An 18,372-nucleotide genomic window follows, 5' to 3' on the forward strand; every position below is an offset into this window, starting at 1 on the left:
AACCTCTGCCAATTCATAGCAACAGATTCAGGGCGAGCGCCCACATCATGATTGCGATACCACCGTCAAGAATACGCCATGCAACTGGTCTGGCAAATAATGGCGTCAACAACCTGGCACCGTAACCGAGCGCCATGTACCATATTGCAGCATTACACAGCGCACCTAGTCCGAACCAGAGCTTGCCCTGTCCCTCTTGCTGCGCGCCGACCACACCCAGCAAGACCAGCAAATCCAGATACACGTGTGGATTCAGCAGCGTAACTGCAAGCGCTGCGGCCAGAGCCTGCACCCGGCTAATTTTGGTATCGCCGCCAGCGACTTGCAGGGTTTGGGTTTGTAAAGCCGAGCGCAAGGCACGCGCACCATACCAGAACAGGAAGGCGGCACCACCCCAGCTGGCAACACGCATCCATGCCGGATTGTGGCTCAGCAAACTCCCCATTCCCATAATGCCCATCGCGATTAGTACAGCTTCGCAGGCGACACACACCAGTACGGTGATCGCGACATGATCACGCCGCAGCCCCATGCGCAGCACATGTGCATTTTGTGAGCCGATTGCCATGATCAGGCTGGCACTCAGCCCCATGCCTTTTAAGAAAAACGTCAACATCTGCGCCGCTCCTGCCTCTTTGAATAAGCTTGCATAGTGCAGCTCTTTACGACTAAGCTGAAGTAAATTTAATTTATTTACGACTCCATTAAAATTTCTTAATCATGAAATTCGATACACGCCAGTGCGCAGCCTTGATGAGTGTGATTGATAGCGGCAGCTTCGAGGCAGCAGCTCAGCAACTGAGTCTGACCCCGTCTGCCCTCTCGCAAAGAATCAGAGCGCTGGAAATCCAGCTTGGCACCACCTTGGTTATTCGTAGTCGTCCCTGTCGCGCCACACCCGCAGGACAGCGCCTATTGCAGCACTTGCGACGCGTCGCTGAAATGGAGCAGGACTTATCTGGTATGTTTGCCGATCAGCCACAGACACCGGTCAGCATTGCACTTGCCGTCAATGCGGATAGCCTTGATAGCTGGGTCTTGCCTGCGCTGGCCGACTTTCTGATCAAAGAAAATATTCTGCTGGATCTGTGCATCGATGATCAGGAGCACACACATGCCTTGCTGGAAAACGGCATGGTGCTTGGCTGTATTTCGGCAGAGCCGCAGGCAATGCGTGGCTGTGAGGCCGAAGCGCTGGGCAACATGCGTTATCAGGCGGTTGCGAGCAAAGCCTTTTGCGCACGCTGGTTCCCGCAGGGAATGCAACGCGAAAGCGCGCGGCTGGCGCCGGTACTCACCTTCAATCGCAAAGATAAATTGCAATCCCAGTTTTTGCTTGAGCATTTCGGCTTACCCGAAAATGCCTGCCCGCGTCATCACATCCCCGCTACTGCGCCGTATAACCGCGCCATCGCACTTGGCCTGGGATGGGGAATGATTCCAGAGCTGATGCTGAAGGAAATGCAGCCAGAACCCGAACTCATCCGCCTGGCACCAGACAGTCCCGTGGATGTCGCTCTGTACTGGCATCGCTGGAAAGTACAATCGCCACGTCTGGCGCGGCTGTCGGCCAAGTTAGTGGAAAGTGCCAGGCGTGCGCTGCTATCTGGAACATGAAGGCGGGATGAGGCGAGGCAACCGGGTAAGAAGGGCTTGAGAAAGGCTTGAGAAAGGCCCTATGTTAAACTTGCCGCCCTCTGCCCTCTCCGCATGGGCGCAACAGGATACGCATCGTGACGACAACTTCTAGCATCAATCAGCTTTTTCCTCAGCCTTTGTGGCAATGGTTTTCTCAAATTTGTGCGATTCCGCATCCGTCTAAACATGAAGCGGCATTGAGCGCGCACATCCAGTCCTGGGCGAAAGAACGCGGCCTGTCTGTGATAGTCGATCATGTCGGCAATCTGATCATACGCAAACCGGCGACCGCAGGAATGGAAGATCGCAAGACCGTCGTAATTCAGGCACATCTGGATATGGTGCCGCAGAAGAATGCTGACAAGGTGCACGACTTTGTCACCGATCCGATTCAGCCTTGGATCGATGGTGACTGGGTCAAAGCGAACGGCACCACACTGGGTTCGGACAATGGCATCGGCATGTCATCGGCGCTGGCGATTCTTGGTTCTGACGATATCCGGCACGGCCCGCTGGAAGTCTTGTTGACGGTTGATGAAGAGGCTGGCATGACAGGTGCGTTTGGCCTGCAAGCGGGCATGCTGGATGCTGAGATTCTGATCAATACGGATTCCGAACAAGAAGGTGAAATCTACATGGGTTGCGCCGGTGGTGTCGATGCCGAGATCAGTTTGCCACTGCAATGGCAGGCAGCTCAAGCAGGCCACATCGCCTTCACACTGAGCATCTCTGGCCTCAAGGGCGGTCACTCTGGCGTGAACATTCATCTGGGTCGTGGCAATGCAAATAAATTACTTGCACGCTTTTTGGCAGGTCATGCGTCAGAGTTGGGGCTGGCGCTGAGTGAGCTCAAAGGCGGCTCCTTACGTAATGCAATCCCGCGTGAGGCGCAATGCAGCTTTACGATGCCTGCAGACAAAGCAGATCTGCTGCAACAGCGCGTGATGCAATACCAAGATATCTTGCAGAAGGAACTCGCCAAAGTAGAGCCCGCGCTGAAACTTAGTGTCACCCCATCGACCACTCAGACAATGCCGCTGCGCACCATGCAGGCAAACACGCAAAAGATGCTGGTCAACCTGATTAATAGCTGCCCGAACGGCGTGATCCGTATGAGCGACGAGATCATCGGCGTAACCGAGAGCTCACTCAATGTCGGCGTCATCAGTACGCTCGACGACAGCGTCAGCATCGTCTGCATGATCCGTTCGCTGATCGACAGTGGTCGCGAAAACATTGAAAGCACCCTGCAATCATTGAGCGATCTGGCAGGCGCCAGTATCGCATTCACCGGCTGCTACCCGGGCTGGAAGCCAGACACCAGCTCACCTGTAATGGCGATCGTGAAGAATACTTACGAAAGTATTTATCAAAAAGAACCGACGATCATGGTGATCCATGCAGGACTGGAATGCGGTCTGTTTAAAAAACATTATCCCGATCTGGACATGGTCTCAATCGGCCCGACAATCCGCTTTCCGCATGGTCCGGATGAGATGGTGAATATCACGACGGTCGGACAATTCTGGACACTATTGCTGGCGGTATTGGAGCGGATTCCAGCGAAGGCGGCTTAGGCTAGTTGCGGCAACGTACGCTCATCATCGTCGCCCACTATCATCACCCATTCAGGTCACCCATTTATCTCATGTGATAGATGGGTGATGCGTCTGTCTCAGCAAACTTATTAAGCGCCGGATGCATCGGGTTAGCACATCACACCGGCGGGTCGAATCTCATTGTAATCCCCATCAGCCTCTTGACGACGGAGAGGAACTTAGCCGAACATCATGATGTCTACCATCTAGTGATACAAAAGACTATGTAACAGTACCGTGTCACTCTCACCCTGCGTCATACGGTAACGACCATCCAGAATTTATCCCTATCTGAAAGTAACGATGTCATGAAACGCCCCCTTCTCAATACCCTCACCGCCAGCACTCTCGGCACACTCAGCGCATTCATTGTTATGAGTGCACTTATCTACCCAGTCTATGCAGCAGATACTGCAGTCACCGTTGGCACATTAAGTTCGGGCATACAAACCGACAGCATCGATAAAACGGTGCGGGCACAAAATGATTTTTACCGGTATTCACAAGGTGCGTGGCTGAAGGCAACCGAGATCCCGTCAGATAAATCCGACTGGGGTACGTTCATGAAAGCGCGTGAAGACGTGCAGCAGCAATTGCGCACCATCGTTGAAGACGCTGCCAATCAGTCAAACAAAATCGTAGGAAGCAATCAGCAAAAAATCGGTGATCTGTACAACAGCTTCTTGGATCAGAAAAAGCTTGATGCGCTGGGTATCCAGTCACTCAGCACAGAGCTGGCAACGATCGCGGCACTGAGCGATAAAAAACAACTGACCGCACTGATCGCCCATCTGCAATCCATTGGTGTGACCACACCATATCGGATGAACGTAGGTCAAGATAATAAAAATTCGACGCAGTACATTGTCGGTATCGCCCAATCGGGACTAGGCTTGCCCAACCGTGATTATTACCTGAAGCGGGACGATGCCAAGATGGCAGACATCCTCGCGAAGTATCAGGCACATATTGAAAAAATGCTGAGTCTCGCGGGAGATAAAGAGGCCGCAGCTAATGCCAGAAACATCGTTGCCTTAGAGACCGGGCTCGCCAAAGTTCAATGGACGCAGGTACAGAATCGCGACCCGATCAAAACTTATAACAAACTCGATATCCAGCAACTCAACGCGCTGACACCAGCCTATGACTGGTCCACCTATTTGCAAGCCGCCGGCGTTGCAGGCAAGGTCAATGCCGTCGTGGTGGAACAACCCAGTTTCCTCACAGGGTTGAACGAGATAATACAAAATACCTCACTCGATACTTGGAAGACCTATTTCACATGGCATCTGATCAGTAATTCCAGTCCTTATTTATCGACTGCGTTTGTTGATGAAAACTTTGCGTTTAAAGGTGTGATCCTTGCTGGCATCAAAGAAAATCGTTCACGTGATAAACGCGGCGTAGCATTGGTTGATCAGGTCATGGGCGAAGCCGTCGGTCAGGCCTATGTCGAAAAATATTTTGCACCTGAAGTCAAAGCCCGCACAGAAAAAATGGTGCGCTATTTCCTCGCCGCATTTAAAGAAAGTATCGATACTCTCGACTGGATGAGTCCAGAAACCAAAAAGCAAGCACAAGCCAAACTCGCCAAAATCAGTGTCAAGATCGGCTACCCCAGCAAGTGGCATGACTACTCTGCCATTCAGATCAGCAAAGACGATTTGCTCGGCAATCTGATGCGACTGCGTATGGCAGAACATGTCTTACAAATGGCCAAACTCGGTAAGCCTATCGATCGTGAAGAATGGCACATGACACCGCAAACGGTGAATGCCTATTACAGCCCGGAAATGAATGAAATCGTCTTTCCCGCAGCGCGCCTGCAATCACCGCTATTTAATGTGAACGCAGAAGACGCTGTCAACTACGGTGCGCTCGGCATCTCGATTGGTCATGAGATTAGTCACGCCTTTGATGATCAGGGTTCGCAATATGACGGCGATGGCAATCTGCGCGACTGGTGGACCAAAGAAGACCGCGAAAAATTCAATCGCAAAACCAAGGCATTGGTTGAGCAGTACAACGGCTATAGCCCGGTGCCAGGCCATTTTCTAAATGGTGAATTGACACTCGGCGAAAACATCGCGGATAACGCCGGTATCGTTATGGCACTGCGCGCCTACAAGTTATCGCTGGAAGGCAAACCCGCGCCGGTGATTGACGGCTGGACGGCAGAACAGCGCTTGTTCATGGGTCTGGCACAAGCACGTCGCAACAAATCGCGTGAACAACGTTCGCTGGCGCTGATCAAAACCGATCCGCATTCTCCCGGCGAGTTCCGCGTTAATGGGAGCTTGAAGAATCATCCGGATTTTTATACCTCCTTTGATGTGAAGCCGGGTGACCAGATGTACCTGCCACCGGAGCAGCGCGTATCGATCTGGTAAATACATAAAAAGTGAGTCGCAGATGGCGGACAAATACTGTCCACCATTTTTTTGTTCCGAGCTTATCTGCTTGTGTATTTATTTAGATACTTATTTGGGTACTTATTTGGGCATTGCTGAGTAATTTTCGTATTTTTTAAAATGAATCCGCAACACCCATGCGGCTTCCAGAGCATTTATGCGCCACGAGGCGCTTAAAGTATGCGGTTCGCTTTTTAGAATTTTAAAAAAACGCCCTACTGATCATATCGCTTCAGAGCTAAAGCCACTAAATGGACGACGTTCTCAGCTACAATGCCGGCACGACGCTGATCACGGCAACACTACATTCAATGACCGGGATTGCCTGCACAGCTCCCGGCATTACTCACTGTTTCTACCGAAAGAATTCATGAAATACTTTTTCAGATTCATCCGTACCATCCTTGGTCCTTTCATGTTGCTGAACGAATATCTGGCGCGGCCAAAAGGCCTGGAGCGCACACCCGATGCGCAAAAAAATGTCGATGCCGCTTGTAAAAAACTGGCGCTATATCAGTTCAACACCTGCCCGTTTTGCATCAAAGTCCGTCAGGAAATGCGCCGGCTCTCTTTAAGCATAGAACTGCGTGATACCCAGGGATCAAAACAACACCGCGACACCTTACTGGCACAAGGCGGTAGTCCGAAAGTGCCTTGCCTGAGCATCACTAGCGATGACGGCAGCGTGAAATGGCTCTATGAGTCACGTGACATCATGGCGTATCTGGATCAACGTTTTGCAAGAAGCTGAAAGTCTGCTTAATTGCAACTGGGTACAGTCGACGGTGTTTTAGAGCGATAGCGACAGCAAATAAACAGATAACGATCATCAGGCAGGAATCACCATGGCAAGTCAGGCGAGCAGTGTTCAATTTATTGTCGATCAGTTGAGTGGCTGTGGCACCGTCACGGCAAAACGTATGTTTGGCGAATATGGCCTGTATTTATCGGAAAAAATGTTTGCCGTCATTTGCGATGATCAATTATTTATCAAACCGACGGGTGCCGGACGTGCTTTTCTCGGCACGGTAACCGAAGCACCACCCTACCCCTCGGCCAAGCCCTGGTTTTTGCTGGACGCTGATATGTGGGAAGACCGCGAGCGTCTATGCCAGCTTGCGCTCTGTACCGTCGCAGCGTTACCTGCTCCGGTGAAAAAAGTAAAAAAGCAGAAACCGTCTGCAGCGAAGACTTCATAAAATCAGGCAACGCCTGAGCTCGCACGCAAAGCCCAGAGCATCGCCACAAAGCATCTGTCAGGACGCATTACATCGGTGAGGATGTGTTAAGACCATTATTCGGCTCGGCAAGTAGTCGCTGTTTAGGCTACGCACGAATATATGCGGCCGTAGCGGCGGTATGCAGCTCGGTCAACTCACATATTACTTATCATCAAAGAAATAAATTGATTGAAACACAATATTTATTGTGGGATACTATTTGCGTTGATTTTTGTTAATCATTACTCAATAACAATGCATCGCGGTACCATTTTCATCGGTGGCGATGCGACCAATCCCAACCACCCCAATCCCGCGCAGGGATAAAGCGAGCTCTGAATGCCTCAACTAATAAAAAATTTCCTAAGCGCCCTCCTGATCAGCGTGACGACTCTGTCGTATGCTCAAGACGCGGCGACCATAGCGGCGCCAGCATCAGCTACAGAAACGCCAGATAGCCGCCCTGATTTTGATCTGTTGAGCCGCTGCCGCAAGCCGGAATATCCTAAGGTTGCGCTACGCAATGCCTTTCAGGGCAATTCCATCATCGGCCTCACTATTGATGAGAGTGGCAAAATTGAGGGAATCAATATTCTGAAAAGTAGCGGGTGGCGCATACTTGACGATACGATCAGCAGTACGATCATGGGCTGTCAGCTAACGGCAACGGCACCGAATAAAAAAGTGACGAAGGTCGTTGCGTATAAATGGTTTTACGAGGGCGCGATTGAATATCAGCCTGAACTGATCCCAGAAAGCTGTGCCGAATCTGAGCTGGTACGCTTTGCCAACGATAAAGAACGTGGCCGGGGCATTGTGGTTGGCGCGTATATCTCGGACATCGGGATGCCAGGGCGTTTTTCGCTGGAATGGGGGAGCGGCAAACCAGAGCTGGACAGAGCCAGCGTAGAATTGGTCAAAACCTGTAAATTCAAAGCAGCAAGCCGTGACCAGAAAAAACTCAGTGCGCCAGTTTCTTTGCGCTTGTTCCCTAAAACTCCCGTTCAATAATTGCTCTGATTACACAGCCTGATTTTGACAGTTGCCTCAGGTGATCAGCACTGGGACGGCAACGGCAAGCGTTGAACAAACTGAGTACAATAATGCCTTATTCTGTACTCAGTATGTACCTAACCCGTACAAATTTAGCCAATGAAAATACATGGTGAATGGGAGATTTCCCTCGTTCGTAACGTGTTGGTCCGCACCACCGCTGGCAGCTTCAATGAGCAAGGCACTCTGGCCTGCTTTCGTGACACACAAGAAAAAGCGCCGGTAGGCACGCCGTGGGCCGGGCTCACCAATGCAGCGCATTGGGAAATGTCCAGCGCCTCATCCCTGCAGGCTTTTCCGCAAATGCGTGAATGGGCTTTCCAGCACGGTTGCGTCTGCCTGGCCGTCATCGTGCCTGATCAGATGCGCCTGGCAATCCATCAGCGACAGACCGGTAACTTACCGGAACATCTGGTGCATTACTTTTCCGATATGCAAGAAGCCTGCGCATGGCTGACGTCGAAAGGCTTTCCTTTTGCACCGGCAGACTATCCGCATGCGGCATTTATTGAGCGGACCAAGCCAGCTCATTAATCAATATTCGCACATGCAGGCGAATACCTGATAGCCATGCTTAGACTGCGATAGGATCGATAAGCAGAAAAGATGGTTTAGTGACCTCCCTCATCAGCAGGACGCGTACCGACGTGCCCCACACATCGACATCAGGCAAGCATAATCTGGATGGGACTTGTATTCGATTATGGACGCCCCATCTCAGTTACTCATCCGACAAAGGACAAGCTATGTTTTGGTTACATCATCCACAACCGGTACGGCCGCGTAAAGCAGTTGCTGAGCAGATGGTCAAATCACAGGTCCTTGTACCGATGGACAAGAACGTCATTGTCATAGAAAAAATCCCCGCAGCTAGCGAGGATCCTGACTGCCATTCATGTAAAGGTAAGACCGGAAATAACTGATCTCAATGCAGCGATCACTCTTGAATTACCGGCGCACTTCCAAACTCCAACTGACTGATGATTACTCGGCAAATTGCGCTGTCATATTTTGCAGATAGACGACGCAGGCGGGATCACCTTCGGCTGGTGCCCATTGCGCCTTCTCTTCTTCAGCTAAAGCGGCATAGGGTCCGGCTTTACTCTCAAAAAATATCGAACCACTTTCGAGGGCTACCATGCTGTGAAACACACCGGCTGGGATGGTGATGCCAAAACTGCCCCGGGTTTGCGAGAGTACGACGGTCTCGCTTATCACACCATGCTCATCAAATAACAGCACGCCGAAGCTACCGCGAATCACCATCATGGTCTCATCTTTTTCTGTATGCAAATGACGATGTGGGGCGACGTAGGTACCGGGTTCTAAGGCGTTTAACAACCGGTGACAAGCACTGTCATTACTGGTGTGAAAATTCAAATTTTTACGCAAGCGCGGACTCTCTTTGGCAGCATGCGTCAACTCGGCCAAGGTGTGCTGGGTGATTAAACGGGTCATATTAAAATATCTCTGTATTCGTCAAAATAGATACATCTGTTATTTGTCCGGCGATGGATGCTGATCCGGTACCGAGATCTGATCAAAATTAAATCAGTAATCAGATCGGGAGTACGATGACTTTGTGTGTGACTAAGGTTTAGACCGATTCAATTGCTCCCAATCACTACGCAACAAGGCATACATCGTAATATCAATATGCTTGCCGCGGCTGAAGGCGGCGCCGCGAGCGATACCTTCTTTCAGATAACCACAATTGATGGCGACTTTTTCTGAGGCGATATTATCGACATGCATATGAATCTCCAGCCGGTTGAGCAGCGTGGTGTTAAACAGGTAGTCAGTCAGTAACTGAACCGCTTCGGTCATGATACCTTTACCTCGCATCTTGCTGATGAACATGCCATAGCCAATTTCACGGGAATTAAAGTAAGGCACAGTCTTGAAGTGAAAAACGCGGCCAAGTATTGTGTCCTTCTTCGCACCCTGATTCACCTCATGCCCGTCAATAATGAGGAAGCTCTCACTGACGTCTTTGGACTGGGATTCGGCCTCAAACTTTTTTTCCAATGCGCCAGGCAACATCACCTCAAGCGACAGAAATTCACCTTTGGCTTCGGCCGAATTCATCAGAGTGATCAGTTCGGGAACATCCTCCTTACGAACGTGACGTAAATGAAAGCAACTACCTTTGATCATGTGAATGGTCTCCTGTTCATAAGCCGTAAACGATAAGAATACGGGGAAATTGTCAGCGCGTAATGCACTGACAATAGTGTATCAGTCCATGCCGCCATTTCTAACGACGAGCACCACTTTTACCTGTTGACTTACAGGCAGCTGCTACTTTTACTTTCGGCGTTGTCTCCTTGGTTCCTTTGGTTCCTTTGGTTCCTTTGACGCCATTTTTGCCAAGACGGGGTAAAGGTGGTGCGTCTGCGCAATCAAGCGGTGAAATTCGGGGTCTGATACTTAGCGTCTTGTTACATATACAGCCAAACGGTATTGACCTCTTTACTCCCAGAGAGTATTTTCATATACATCATTATTTGGAGAAAAATCCATGTCGGCGTCCTTGAGCAACGACGAAATTGAGGATCGCTATTTTTTGCTCGGTAAGATGGAGATATTGAATGTATTCAATGATCTCATCCACCGCAGAGAGCCCGTCACTGTTTATTTTAACGGTGGTCAGGAATTCATCCTTAGCATGTTGCTGGAGGCGCGCGCTGAAGCCTTGATTTTTGATCTGGGTGGTGACGAGAGGGCCAATAAGCTTCTCCCCAAAAGCGCGACCTGTGCGTTTGTTGCCATGCCTGATGGTATCCGCGTGCAATTCACAGGATTACAGCCTAACCGTTTCATGTGGGGCGAGCATCAGGCGTTCTGGGTGCCTTTGCCTGAACGTATTATCCGGCTGCAGCGACGCGAGACCTACCGGAATTTATTACCGGTGGCTAATCCGCTCAAAGTAGCTTTATTCATGGAAGACGGGACAAAAATCCATGATCTGGTCATGCATGACCTGAGCGTTGGAGGTTTTGGGGCAACCATAACCGGACTGCCATCAGTACGCGCAGACGATAAAATCATGCAGCTTGAGATACCTCTGTCAGATAAAACGATCTTGACCTGCGCCGGTCACATCAGGCACGTGACATTGATCAGCAGAGATGGACACGGACGCTACCGGATCGGGGTGAAGTTTTTTAAATTACCGCATGCGATGGAAGTGGCTATTCAGCGGTTTATTATTAAAACGGAATATGAGCGGCGTAAATTGCTGATGATCTAGACGAACGGATAAAGTCCCTGAATCTGCCATGTAAGTGGATTCTGTTAGTGCACAGGCTGCAACAGTGACAGAAAATTGTCGACCGCTGGCAAGTCTTTGAACGATCTGTTTTACTATAAAAAATGAGGAGATTGCATGTACGATGATAATGACTTTTTTGCGACAGCGAAATTCTTAAAGCTCGGCGTGAGAATTACCATCAAAAATCCCATGGGACAAAACTCCTCGTTTTCTACGAGCTTCCCTACTCCCAAAGGTACTACGGTCTCTTTTGATGAAAAATCTTTATACGATCTGGAACGTAAATTACGCAACTTGCTGGCGAGCGATATTCCAGTCAAAACTAAACTTGCTCCATTTGATTACTTAGGCACGAATTTTCGCGGAATCATTTTTCATCTGAAAGATATCAACGAGTACGTGCTACAAGAAACCCATGACCTGTTCGGGACAGCATCCAAACGTATCGTCAGAAAATCTGAGCACTTTTTTCAATTACTTAAATAACACACAAAGGTTCATGTGATAGATGCACTCATCGCTGGCAGGTTGTACGGTCAGGCACAGCAACGGCAAGGCCAGTCAGGCAGCCATTATGTCACTTGTAAGCTGCGCGTTGCGCTTGCTGACGGGGATACTATTTTTTGTAACGTGATTGCGTTCGACGACGATTTACAAGACGCCCTGCTCGCATTAGGTGATGGTGACGCGATCTCACTCTCAGGCGCTTTGACACCTAAGATATGGGAAGACAAGCAAGGCAATACCCGGCCTGCTGTAGACTTGATTGCGCATGCGATGCTGACCGTGTATGACGTACAGAAAAAACGTGAGGCTTTGCAAGTCGATGACCTTAATTAAATACACTTTAATAAATATACTTTAAACACCCTTGCATCTAAATTGCACTGGAAGGATCCGTATGAAATGGGAAGGTAATCGCGAAAGCGATAATGTGGAAGACCGCCGCGGTGATGAAAATACAGGAGGTGGCGGCGGTGGCTTAGGCGGTCGTCATATCGGTATCGGCTCCATCGTCATCGCTTTAGTGGCCTCATACTTTTTTGGTGTGAATCCTCTGACGGTATTGAGTTTATTAAGTGGCGGTAGTGGTGGGCAGGTGTCAACAAACCAGCCGGCTCACCAGAATCGGCCTGCTGCCAATGACAGAGAAACCAAGTTTGTACGCACGGTACTGGCTGATACGGAAGATGTCTGGACCGAATTATTTCGTGCCAGAAGCGCGCAATATACAGCGCCGCATCTGGTTATTTTTGACAATCTCACGTCTACCGCCTGCGGTAAAGGCGAGTCAGCGACGGGACCTTTTTACTGTCCGTCTGACAGTAAGGTGTATATCGATCTGAGTTTTTATCGATTGATGCGTGACCGGTTTAACGTCAGCGGGGAGTTCGCTCAAGCTTATGTGATTGCGCATGAGGTCGGCCATCATATACAAAATCTGCTGGGCATCTCTGAAAAAGTACATGATGCTCGCGCTCGCGCCTCGCTGATACAAGGGAACGCCCTTTCCGTCAGAATGGAGTTGCAGGCGGATTGTTTTGCCGGAGTCTGGGCTTTTCATGCGAATCAGGCGCGTAGCATTCTGGAAAAAGGAGATGTAGAAACCGCTCTGAATGCAGCGACCGCCATCGGTGACGATGCGCTGCAACGCAAAGCCCAGGGACAGGTTGTCCCAGACTCCTTCACCCATGGTAGTTCGGAGCAAAGGGTGCGCTGGTTTAGCCGGGGATTAGAAAACGGAAAAATGGAGCAATGCGATACGTTTCAGACTAAGCAGTTGTAAATTGACGATCTCAATATTCACTAGATTTTTAAATCGTTTTTAAATATTTTTTAACATTATTTAACCTGAATTTCGCTTCAGAAGTAGTATTTATACAATGCAAAGCTTGCCTTTTTTACAAAAAAAGATCAAAATTGCATTCACTATTTGCGACAAATCGACACATCATTCATCAAACATATAGTCTCAAGATAAAGCTTGAACGCGGTTCGAGACAACAAATCTGAACATGATCGTGAAGACATATGGAACTTGGTACCGGCTGACAAAAGATGCAGCTCAGATTGTGCAAATGCTCCGCATGCTACTTTGAACATAAGGCTGATTGATGTTTTCTTTCCCTTTCAAGAAAAATAAAAATACGACCGCAGCGTATGAAGAAAAACCCTTCTTTGAAAAAGAAGAACAAGTTTTTTTCGGACGCTTGCGTCGTGCTCTGCCGAATTGTTATATTTTTCCGAAAGTGGACCTGATCGACTTGCTTGAACCGATGAGTACGGATGCTAAATTACGACGTACAGAACAAGCCGATCTCGAAGATAGAAAAATAGACTATGCGATCTTTGACGCGAGCATGAGCCTACTGTGTGTTATCGAGCTTAACGAAGAGCTCGGTGATGATGGCAAGTACCTGACCAATGAGGCTTTTTTTAAAGCTGCAGGGATCAAGACTATCCGTTGGGAGAGACAGTCGCTGCCGATTTTCGATCAGATATTACGCACCTTAGCACCCTTCTCAAGCATCGCCGCTCCCAAGCCGGATATCGCTGCCAGCACGATTATGCGCAACCAGCAAATAGCGGCAACGACTACACCACCGAACCCAGATACAGTTCAGGCAATCTACTCGTCGCATCCGACACCGAGCAACATCGTTGCCATGTCGATTAATGATATTGAGCGGCTAACACCAAATAGATATATTAAAACGGCTTATCCCCATTTATGGCAGCGCATTTGCCTGTTCTGTAATGAGCCTATGCACCTGAAGCGCTATCTGACCTCTCTGGTGATTCAAGGTCCAGGCGAGGACAGAGTAGGATTTCCGAACGAAGTACTGGTTGAAATCGCCAGTATTCAAGCAGAAAACGAACGACACCTGGACAAAGCAGCACCAAGGACGACTTGGGATACGGCATTTATTAATCGCTGATCGCGATTGCCCCTGAATTGTCACCACCGTCTATCCAGATTCATGACGTTCTGCACCGCGATAAAACCATTTCATCGCAAACACCTAGCAGCTCGCTACCTCTTTCTGCATACTGCGACGGCATTGTTCGATCTCACCTATAAGGAAACAACATGACTACTCTGACTCGTTTTGCGCATCGTGTTTGCGTCATTGGCCTGGCATTCGGCGCAATTGGACTGGCAACTTATACTCCAGCTACGAGTGCCGCAGATTGGAGCTGGAACTGGGCATCAGGTAAGAAGATTGCCGGATCAGGTAAGGTACAAATGGAAAACCGTGCCGTCAGTCAATTCACTTCCATCAGCGTGGGTCTGCCCGCCAATGTGGAGTTACAGCAAGGAAGCAGTGAGGGTATTTCTATTGAAACCGACGATAACCTGCTCGCGCTGATTGAAACCATCGTGGACAATGGCACGCTTAAAATTCGTCCTGTCGAAAAAAACACGAATTTCGACACCAAGACCATGAAGATCGTGATCCGCCTAAAACAGATTGACGAACTGGATGTCGGTGGTTCTGGTACCGTTCATGCGGACAAGCTGCAATCGACTAAACTGCGGGTAACCGTCGCAGGTTCGGGTGCGGTGAATCTGAGCAGTCTGGCGACCGATAGTCTGGCATTATCGATTGGCGGCAGCGGTAGCTTTAAAGTCGCTGGTGCAGCATCAACCGTGTCTATGAGCATAGGCGGCTCTGGCTCTATCGACGGTGCAGCGCTCAAAGTCAATGATGCCAAAATCAGTATAGGTGGATCAGGCAAGGTCAGCACTGCGACCAAAGATAATTTAAAAGTCAGCATCGGCGGATCCGGCACTGTCAGCTATTACGGCGATCCACAAGTGAGCAAAAGTATAGGCGGCTCCGGCAGCGTTGTACGTGTGGGAAATTTCCCATCCTGACAGACATGAGCGGTAGCTAGTCCGTGCCATATGCCATATTGCACTATACCCGTCGTCAAAAAATCGCTGAGGCAATTGAATTGTCTCAGCGATTTTTTTATTGCTGAACTGACGCACAATAATTCCGGCAAGATACGGTAAGATCGTCCCAGCAGTTTTATGTAAGTCTTCTAGCGGCACTGATCAAGCAAAATTCAGCCCCCTCACACGCGCTTTCTGGTAACTCACTATAATCATCATGCTTTGCGAAGAGACGCTGTGTTGCTGCATGCCAATCGTCGCAATATCAGTCGCAACAACATCCCGCTGCCATCACTTTTTCAGGAGTTCCTATGACGATTTCTATGTATGCCGCCTCTGTACCCGTGTTCCGCCAAATGCTTTTGAGCTTAAGCGACGTTCTGGCAAAAGCCGAGGCACACGCGACGGCAAAAAATATCGAACCTTCGGCTTTGTTGCAGTCACGTCTGTTTCCAGACATGCTGTCATTCACCCGCCAGATCCAGATAGCAGCCGACTTTGCGAAAAGCGTCTCTGCTCGTCTTGCTCGTATTGAGGTCCCATCCTACGAAGACAATGAACAAAGCTTTGCAGACCTGCAAGCGCGCATCACAAAAACACTGGCACTACTCGACACGCTGACACCGGCACAATTTGACGGCAGCGAAGAGCTTGATATCGTATTACGTCCTGGCACGCCGAAAGAAAAAAAACTCAGCGGTCAAAATTACCTGCTGGCCTATGGCTTGCCACAATTCTTTTTCCATGTAACGACGGCATATTCACTGCTGCGTCACAACGGTATTGAAATCGGCAAAAAAGACTACATGGGCGCCTACTAAAATTAAACTATTTGCCAGCTACCATGCATGATCTTTTTTCTGCGCCAACAACACTGGAGCAACTGACGATCGTCGATGGTGAGCTGGCATTTGCACATCAATTTTATGCGGCAGAATATGCAACGGACTTATTTCACGAGCTACTCAATTCCACTCCGTGGCGACAAGACCCCATCACCGTATGGGGAAAAACACATCTGCAACCACGCTTGACTGCATGGTATGGTGACAAACAAAGTAGCTATGAATATTCGGGATTGGCACTTGACCCCTACCCTTGGACGCCAACGCTGCTAGCCATTAAACGCGCCATAGAAGAGCTGACAAAACAGTCCTATAACAGCGTCTTACTCAATCTGTATCGCGACCAGCATGACAGTGTTGGCTGGCATAGTGATGACGAACCGGAACTCGGTCCGTCGCCCGTCATTGCCTCCCTGAGCCTGGGTGACACGCGTCGCTTCAAACTCAGACACAAAACAAATCCCATGCAAAAACCGCTGACCATCGCCCTAAGCAACGGCAGCGTACTACTCATGTCAGGCCAGCTTCAGAGTAAATGGGAGCATGCCGTTCCAAAAGAAAGCCGATTGCACACACCGCGTATTAATCTCACGTTCAGAACTATATTGCGCTAGTATTTATGCGGTTCTCCGGCACTTTATCCTTCAAGAGCCTTATGAAATAAGCGCAATAGTTTTTGGAAGCACAAAAATCTCTACGATATTTAACCCGGATTTTCGACCGGAACAGCGGTCATGTTGTTCCTTTGACAGCCGCATAGCATCTGCATTGTTAGAAGTGATCGCGGTCGGATGGAGAATCACGGTTTAAGCTGTTGGCTGCTAGTCAGCACCCGGCACACCCTGATTCATACCACCGGATCCACCAGGCATACCGCCGCCACTTTGCCCGCCCGGCCCACCTTTACCGCCGCGACGTCCGCCACCTTGCTTCTGTCCGTCACCACCAGCGTGTGAGTCTCTCGGCTGGTCAGCTACGCGCGTCAATTGCTCCATCAGCAAACTCATGACAATCTCATTCTGCTTATCGTCCAAAGCATCATGCATGGTCATCCATAGTTCCCTGAGCTGCTGATTCTCCTGCAAAGAAATCAACTCATCCTGATCCATCACTTTTGCGAGGTCACGTAATTCGGTATTTTTGTTTTGCATGCCATTTTTAATGGATTCTTGCACGTTACGACGGCGAGCCTCGCGTGTGCGGATAATAGTGCGCACCTTGGCTTCGGTCTGCTGCCACAGCAACTGCTGATTGGCACTTAAGCTAAGATTTTTTTTAACTTCCTCGAAAATTGGTAATGCATCTTCCGCACGAAAATCCGATACAGGAATCGCTAGTACAGGTTTGACGAAAGAGAGCAACGCGCACGCAAATACAATGCAAGCTGCAAATTTGAGAGGAAAGCGGGAAAGTGGCAAGGACATCTTGCTGCTCCTGATAAGATGAAAGAAAAGACGCCCAAAACCGGGCAAAAAAAAGCTACGCCATAAGAGGCGTAGCCATAAACCACTTTGGGAGTGGGATCAAGAAAAGTAAAATGAAGCAATGCCAATATAGTCCGCCCTCAGCATCATATTGAGGACTATTACATTTTTTTACGGGATGATAGTGCCGCGATACTTAAGCGATACAAAAACAGGCTAAGGTTTTACATACCGATACACTATGTAAGAAATGACACCCTCTGTTTGAGGCGGACATAAAAACATCACGACTAACGGATCAGGCATGGCAGCTTCTACATCACAAAAATCCGAAGGCTATTTCCCTGAATTGCATTCGCAACGCTTTGTTCTCAGGCAAATCGTACAAGACGATATCGGCAATATTTTTAAAGGCTTATCCCACCCAAAAGTGATTGCTTATTATGGTATTTCTTATGACAGTCTGATTGCGACACAAGAGCAAATCGAGTGGTATCAGCATTTAGAAGCAGAGCAGACTGGCCGCTGGTGGGCAATATGTCCATGCGGGATGCCGGATCAATTAATTGGTGCTTGCGGGCTCTATGAGTGGGATAAGGACAATCACAACGCCGACCTCGGCTATTGGCTACACCCCGATTACTGGCGTCAAGGTGTGATGCAAGAATGCTTACGAACCATGCTAGTTCACGCATTTAGCGCAGGACAATTACACAGAGTCGAAGCAGAAGTTGAGAGCGCAAATAAGGCAAGTAGCGAACTTTTATTGAAACTGGGATTTCAGCTGGAAGGATGCCGCAGAGAAGTTGCATGGAAAAATCAACGTTACGTTGACATGAACTACTACGGCTTACTGGACCACGATTTTCAGAAAAAATAAAAGTGAATTGACCCAGTTGTGCCACAAGGACAGCGGTAATTGCGTATCGTGATGGCATTACTCCGCAGAGCACCGCACCACTCAGGTGTCGGCGAAACAATAGCCCTCCAATGGTAAATTCTAAACAC

Annotated in this window: 21 protein-coding genes; 17 read left to right on the plus strand and 4 right to left on the minus strand. The window is 49.2% G+C overall.

Annotated features, from left to right (window positions below; genetic code table 11):
• Positions 1 to 13 precede the first annotated feature (13 nt).
• A complete protein-coding gene (locus ACO0K3_RS18620; RefSeq protein ID WP_422987204.1) occupies positions 14 to 616 on the minus strand; it encodes a LysE/ArgO family amino acid transporter in 603 nt (200 codons plus the stop codon).
• A gap of 104 nt (positions 617 to 720) precedes the next feature.
• Here ACO0K3_RS18620 and ACO0K3_RS18625 point away from each other — a divergent pair, with 104 nt between their 5' ends.
• The 8 genes from ACO0K3_RS18625 to ACO0K3_RS18660 all read left to right on the plus strand — a co-directional run bounded on the left by ACO0K3_RS18625 (position 721) and on the right by ACO0K3_RS18660 (position 8,843).
• Positions 721 to 1,617 carry a LysR family transcriptional regulator ArgP gene (locus tag ACO0K3_RS18625; protein ID WP_422987206.1) on the plus strand — a complete coding sequence of 299 codons (897 nt, stop codon included), beginning with the start codon at positions 721 to 723 and terminating at the stop codon, positions 1,615 to 1,617.
• A gap of 116 nt (positions 1,618 to 1,733) precedes the next feature.
• The gene (locus ACO0K3_RS18630; RefSeq protein ID WP_422987208.1) at positions 1,734 to 3,215 is read left to right on the plus strand and encodes an aminoacyl-histidine dipeptidase; all 1,482 of its coding nucleotides are present in this window, start codon (positions 1,734 to 1,736) and stop codon (positions 3,213 to 3,215) included.
• 329 nt (positions 3,216 to 3,544) lie between these two features.
• A complete protein-coding gene (locus ACO0K3_RS18635; RefSeq protein WP_422987210.1) occupies positions 3,545 to 5,626 on the plus strand; it encodes a M13 family metallopeptidase in 2,082 nt (693 codons plus the stop codon).
• A gap of 391 nt (positions 5,627 to 6,017) precedes the next feature.
• Positions 6,018 to 6,398, plus strand: coding sequence for a glutathione S-transferase N-terminal domain-containing protein (locus tag ACO0K3_RS18640; RefSeq protein ID WP_422987212.1), 381 nt, complete (start codon positions 6,018 to 6,020; stop codon positions 6,396 to 6,398).
• A gap of 94 nt (positions 6,399 to 6,492) precedes the next feature.
• Positions 6,493 to 6,846 carry a TfoX/Sxy family protein gene (locus ACO0K3_RS18645; RefSeq protein WP_422987214.1) on the plus strand — a complete coding sequence of 118 codons (354 nt, stop codon included), beginning with the start codon at positions 6,493 to 6,495 and terminating at the stop codon, positions 6,844 to 6,846.
• Positions 6,847 to 7,206: 360 nt separating this feature from the next.
• Positions 7,207 to 7,878 (plus strand): TonB family protein, encoded by a 672-nt coding sequence (locus tag ACO0K3_RS18650; protein WP_422987216.1) that lies wholly within the window; start codon positions 7,207 to 7,209, stop codon positions 7,876 to 7,878.
• Positions 7,879 to 8,019: 141 nt separating this feature from the next.
• Entirely contained in the window at positions 8,020 to 8,454 is a 435-nt protein-coding gene (locus tag ACO0K3_RS18655; protein ID WP_422987218.1) for a hypothetical protein, read from the plus strand.
• Between the two features lie 212 nt (positions 8,455 to 8,666).
• Positions 8,667 to 8,843 (plus strand): hypothetical protein, encoded by a 177-nt coding sequence (locus ACO0K3_RS18660; RefSeq protein ID WP_422987220.1) that lies wholly within the window; start codon positions 8,667 to 8,669, stop codon positions 8,841 to 8,843.
• A gap of 61 nt (positions 8,844 to 8,904) precedes the next feature.
• Here ACO0K3_RS18660 and ACO0K3_RS18665 read toward each other — a convergent pair whose 3' ends face one another.
• Entirely contained in the window at positions 8,905 to 9,378 is a 474-nt protein-coding gene (locus tag ACO0K3_RS18665; RefSeq protein WP_422987222.1) for a WbuC family cupin fold metalloprotein, read from the minus strand.
• Positions 9,379 to 9,510: 132 nt separating this feature from the next.
• Positions 9,511 to 10,077, minus strand: a complete 567-nt coding sequence (locus ACO0K3_RS18670; RefSeq protein WP_422987224.1) for a GNAT family N-acetyltransferase — start codon at positions 10,075 to 10,077, stop codon at positions 9,511 to 9,513.
• Between the two features lie 364 nt (positions 10,078 to 10,441).
• Between ACO0K3_RS18670 and ACO0K3_RS18675 the strand changes: the two genes are divergently transcribed.
• The 8 genes from ACO0K3_RS18675 (at position 10,442) to ACO0K3_RS18710 (ending at position 16,554) form a co-directional block, all read left to right on the plus strand.
• Positions 10,442 to 11,173 carry a flagellar brake protein gene (locus ACO0K3_RS18675; RefSeq protein WP_422987226.1) on the plus strand — a complete coding sequence of 244 codons (732 nt, stop codon included), beginning with the start codon at positions 10,442 to 10,444 and terminating at the stop codon, positions 11,171 to 11,173.
• A 135-nt stretch (positions 11,174 to 11,308) separates the two neighbouring features.
• Positions 11,309 to 11,680: a hypothetical protein gene (locus ACO0K3_RS18680; RefSeq protein WP_422987228.1), complete on the plus strand. Its 372-nt coding sequence runs from the start codon at positions 11,309 to 11,311 to the stop codon at positions 11,678 to 11,680.
• 15 nt (positions 11,681 to 11,695) lie between these two features.
• Positions 11,696 to 12,034: a single-stranded DNA-binding protein gene (locus ACO0K3_RS18685; RefSeq protein WP_422987230.1), complete on the plus strand. Its 339-nt coding sequence runs from the start codon at positions 11,696 to 11,698 to the stop codon at positions 12,032 to 12,034.
• A 61-nt stretch (positions 12,035 to 12,095) separates the two neighbouring features.
• The gene (gene ypfJ / locus ACO0K3_RS18690) at positions 12,096 to 12,980 is read left to right on the plus strand and encodes a KPN_02809 family neutral zinc metallopeptidase (RefSeq protein ID WP_422987232.1); all 885 of its coding nucleotides are present in this window, start codon (positions 12,096 to 12,098) and stop codon (positions 12,978 to 12,980) included.
• A gap of 328 nt (positions 12,981 to 13,308) precedes the next feature.
• Positions 13,309 to 14,133 (plus strand): DUF2726 domain-containing protein, encoded by an 825-nt coding sequence (locus tag ACO0K3_RS18695; protein WP_422987234.1) that lies wholly within the window; start codon positions 13,309 to 13,311, stop codon positions 14,131 to 14,133.
• Between the two features lie 152 nt (positions 14,134 to 14,285).
• Positions 14,286 to 15,074, plus strand: coding sequence for a head GIN domain-containing protein (locus tag ACO0K3_RS18700; RefSeq protein WP_422987236.1), 789 nt, complete (start codon positions 14,286 to 14,288; stop codon positions 15,072 to 15,074).
• A gap of 332 nt (positions 15,075 to 15,406) precedes the next feature.
• On the plus strand, positions 15,407 to 15,916 hold the full coding sequence (locus ACO0K3_RS18705) for a DUF1993 domain-containing protein (protein WP_422987238.1): 510 nt from the start codon (positions 15,407 to 15,409) through the stop codon (positions 15,914 to 15,916).
• A gap of 23 nt (positions 15,917 to 15,939) precedes the next feature.
• Positions 15,940 to 16,554 carry an alpha-ketoglutarate-dependent dioxygenase AlkB family protein gene (locus ACO0K3_RS18710; RefSeq protein ID WP_422987240.1) on the plus strand — a complete coding sequence of 205 codons (615 nt, stop codon included), beginning with the start codon at positions 15,940 to 15,942 and terminating at the stop codon, positions 16,552 to 16,554.
• Between the two features lie 207 nt (positions 16,555 to 16,761).
• Here the strand turns inward: ACO0K3_RS18710 and ACO0K3_RS18715 are convergent, their stop codons facing one another.
• Entirely contained in the window at positions 16,762 to 17,364 is a 603-nt protein-coding gene (locus tag ACO0K3_RS18715; RefSeq protein WP_422987242.1) for a hypothetical protein, read from the minus strand.
• 304 nt (positions 17,365 to 17,668) lie between these two features.
• On the opposite strand from ACO0K3_RS18715, the gene ACO0K3_RS18720 reads away from it, so the two are divergent.
• The gene (locus ACO0K3_RS18720) at positions 17,669 to 18,244 is read left to right on the plus strand and encodes a GNAT family N-acetyltransferase (protein WP_422987244.1); all 576 of its coding nucleotides are present in this window, start codon (positions 17,669 to 17,671) and stop codon (positions 18,242 to 18,244) included.
• Positions 18,245 to 18,372 lie beyond the last annotated feature (128 nt).

It is taken from the genome of Undibacterium sp. Rencai35W, assembly GCF_049340185.1.
GTDB lineage: Bacteria > Pseudomonadota > Gammaproteobacteria > Burkholderiales > Burkholderiaceae_D > Undibacterium.

What these genes read in the sequence shown, in the direction of transcription:
- ACO0K3_RS18620 (WP_422987204.1), bottom strand. Translation starts at nt 616, where the DNA reads ATGTTGACGTTTTTCTTAAAAGGCATGGGGCTGAGTGCCAGCCTGATC.
- ACO0K3_RS18625 (WP_422987206.1), top strand. Translation starts at nt 721, where the DNA reads ATGAAATTCGATACACGCCAGTGCGCAGCCTTGATGAGTGTGATTGAT.
- ACO0K3_RS18635 (WP_422987210.1), top strand. Translation starts at nt 3,545, where the DNA reads ATGAAACGCCCCCTTCTCAATACCCTCACCGCCAGCACTCTCGGCACA.
- ACO0K3_RS18640 (WP_422987212.1), top strand. Translation starts at nt 6,018, where the DNA reads ATGAAATACTTTTTCAGATTCATCCGTACCATCCTTGGTCCTTTCATG.
- ACO0K3_RS18645 (WP_422987214.1), top strand. Translation starts at nt 6,493, where the DNA reads ATGGCAAGTCAGGCGAGCAGTGTTCAATTTATTGTCGATCAGTTGAGT.
- ACO0K3_RS18650 (WP_422987216.1), top strand. Translation starts at nt 7,207, where the DNA reads ATGCCTCAACTAATAAAAAATTTCCTAAGCGCCCTCCTGATCAGCGTG.
- ACO0K3_RS18655 (WP_422987218.1), top strand. Translation starts at nt 8,020, where the DNA reads ATGAAAATACATGGTGAATGGGAGATTTCCCTCGTTCGTAACGTGTTG.
- ACO0K3_RS18660 (WP_422987220.1), top strand. Translation starts at nt 8,667, where the DNA reads ATGTTTTGGTTACATCATCCACAACCGGTACGGCCGCGTAAAGCAGTT.
- ACO0K3_RS18665 (WP_422987222.1), bottom strand. Translation starts at nt 9,378, where the DNA reads ATGACCCGTTTAATCACCCAGCACACCTTGGCCGAGTTGACGCATGCT.
- ACO0K3_RS18670 (WP_422987224.1), bottom strand. Translation starts at nt 10,077, where the DNA reads ATGATCAAAGGTAGTTGCTTTCATTTACGTCACGTTCGTAAGGAGGAT.
- ACO0K3_RS18675 (WP_422987226.1), top strand. Translation starts at nt 10,442, where the DNA reads ATGTCGGCGTCCTTGAGCAACGACGAAATTGAGGATCGCTATTTTTTG.
- ACO0K3_RS18680 (WP_422987228.1), top strand. Translation starts at nt 11,309, where the DNA reads ATGTACGATGATAATGACTTTTTTGCGACAGCGAAATTCTTAAAGCTC.
- ypfJ (WP_422987232.1), top strand. Translation starts at nt 12,096, where the DNA reads ATGAAATGGGAAGGTAATCGCGAAAGCGATAATGTGGAAGACCGCCGC.
- ACO0K3_RS18695 (WP_422987234.1), top strand. Translation starts at nt 13,309, where the DNA reads ATGTTTTCTTTCCCTTTCAAGAAAAATAAAAATACGACCGCAGCGTAT.
- ACO0K3_RS18700 (WP_422987236.1), top strand. Translation starts at nt 14,286, where the DNA reads ATGACTACTCTGACTCGTTTTGCGCATCGTGTTTGCGTCATTGGCCTG.
- ACO0K3_RS18705 (WP_422987238.1), top strand. Translation starts at nt 15,407, where the DNA reads ATGACGATTTCTATGTATGCCGCCTCTGTACCCGTGTTCCGCCAAATG.
- ACO0K3_RS18710 (WP_422987240.1), top strand. Translation starts at nt 15,940, where the DNA reads ATGCATGATCTTTTTTCTGCGCCAACAACACTGGAGCAACTGACGATC.
- ACO0K3_RS18715 (WP_422987242.1), bottom strand. Translation starts at nt 17,364, where the DNA reads ATGTCCTTGCCACTTTCCCGCTTTCCTCTCAAATTTGCAGCTTGCATT.
- ACO0K3_RS18720 (WP_422987244.1), top strand. Translation starts at nt 17,669, where the DNA reads ATGGCAGCTTCTACATCACAAAAATCCGAAGGCTATTTCCCTGAATTG.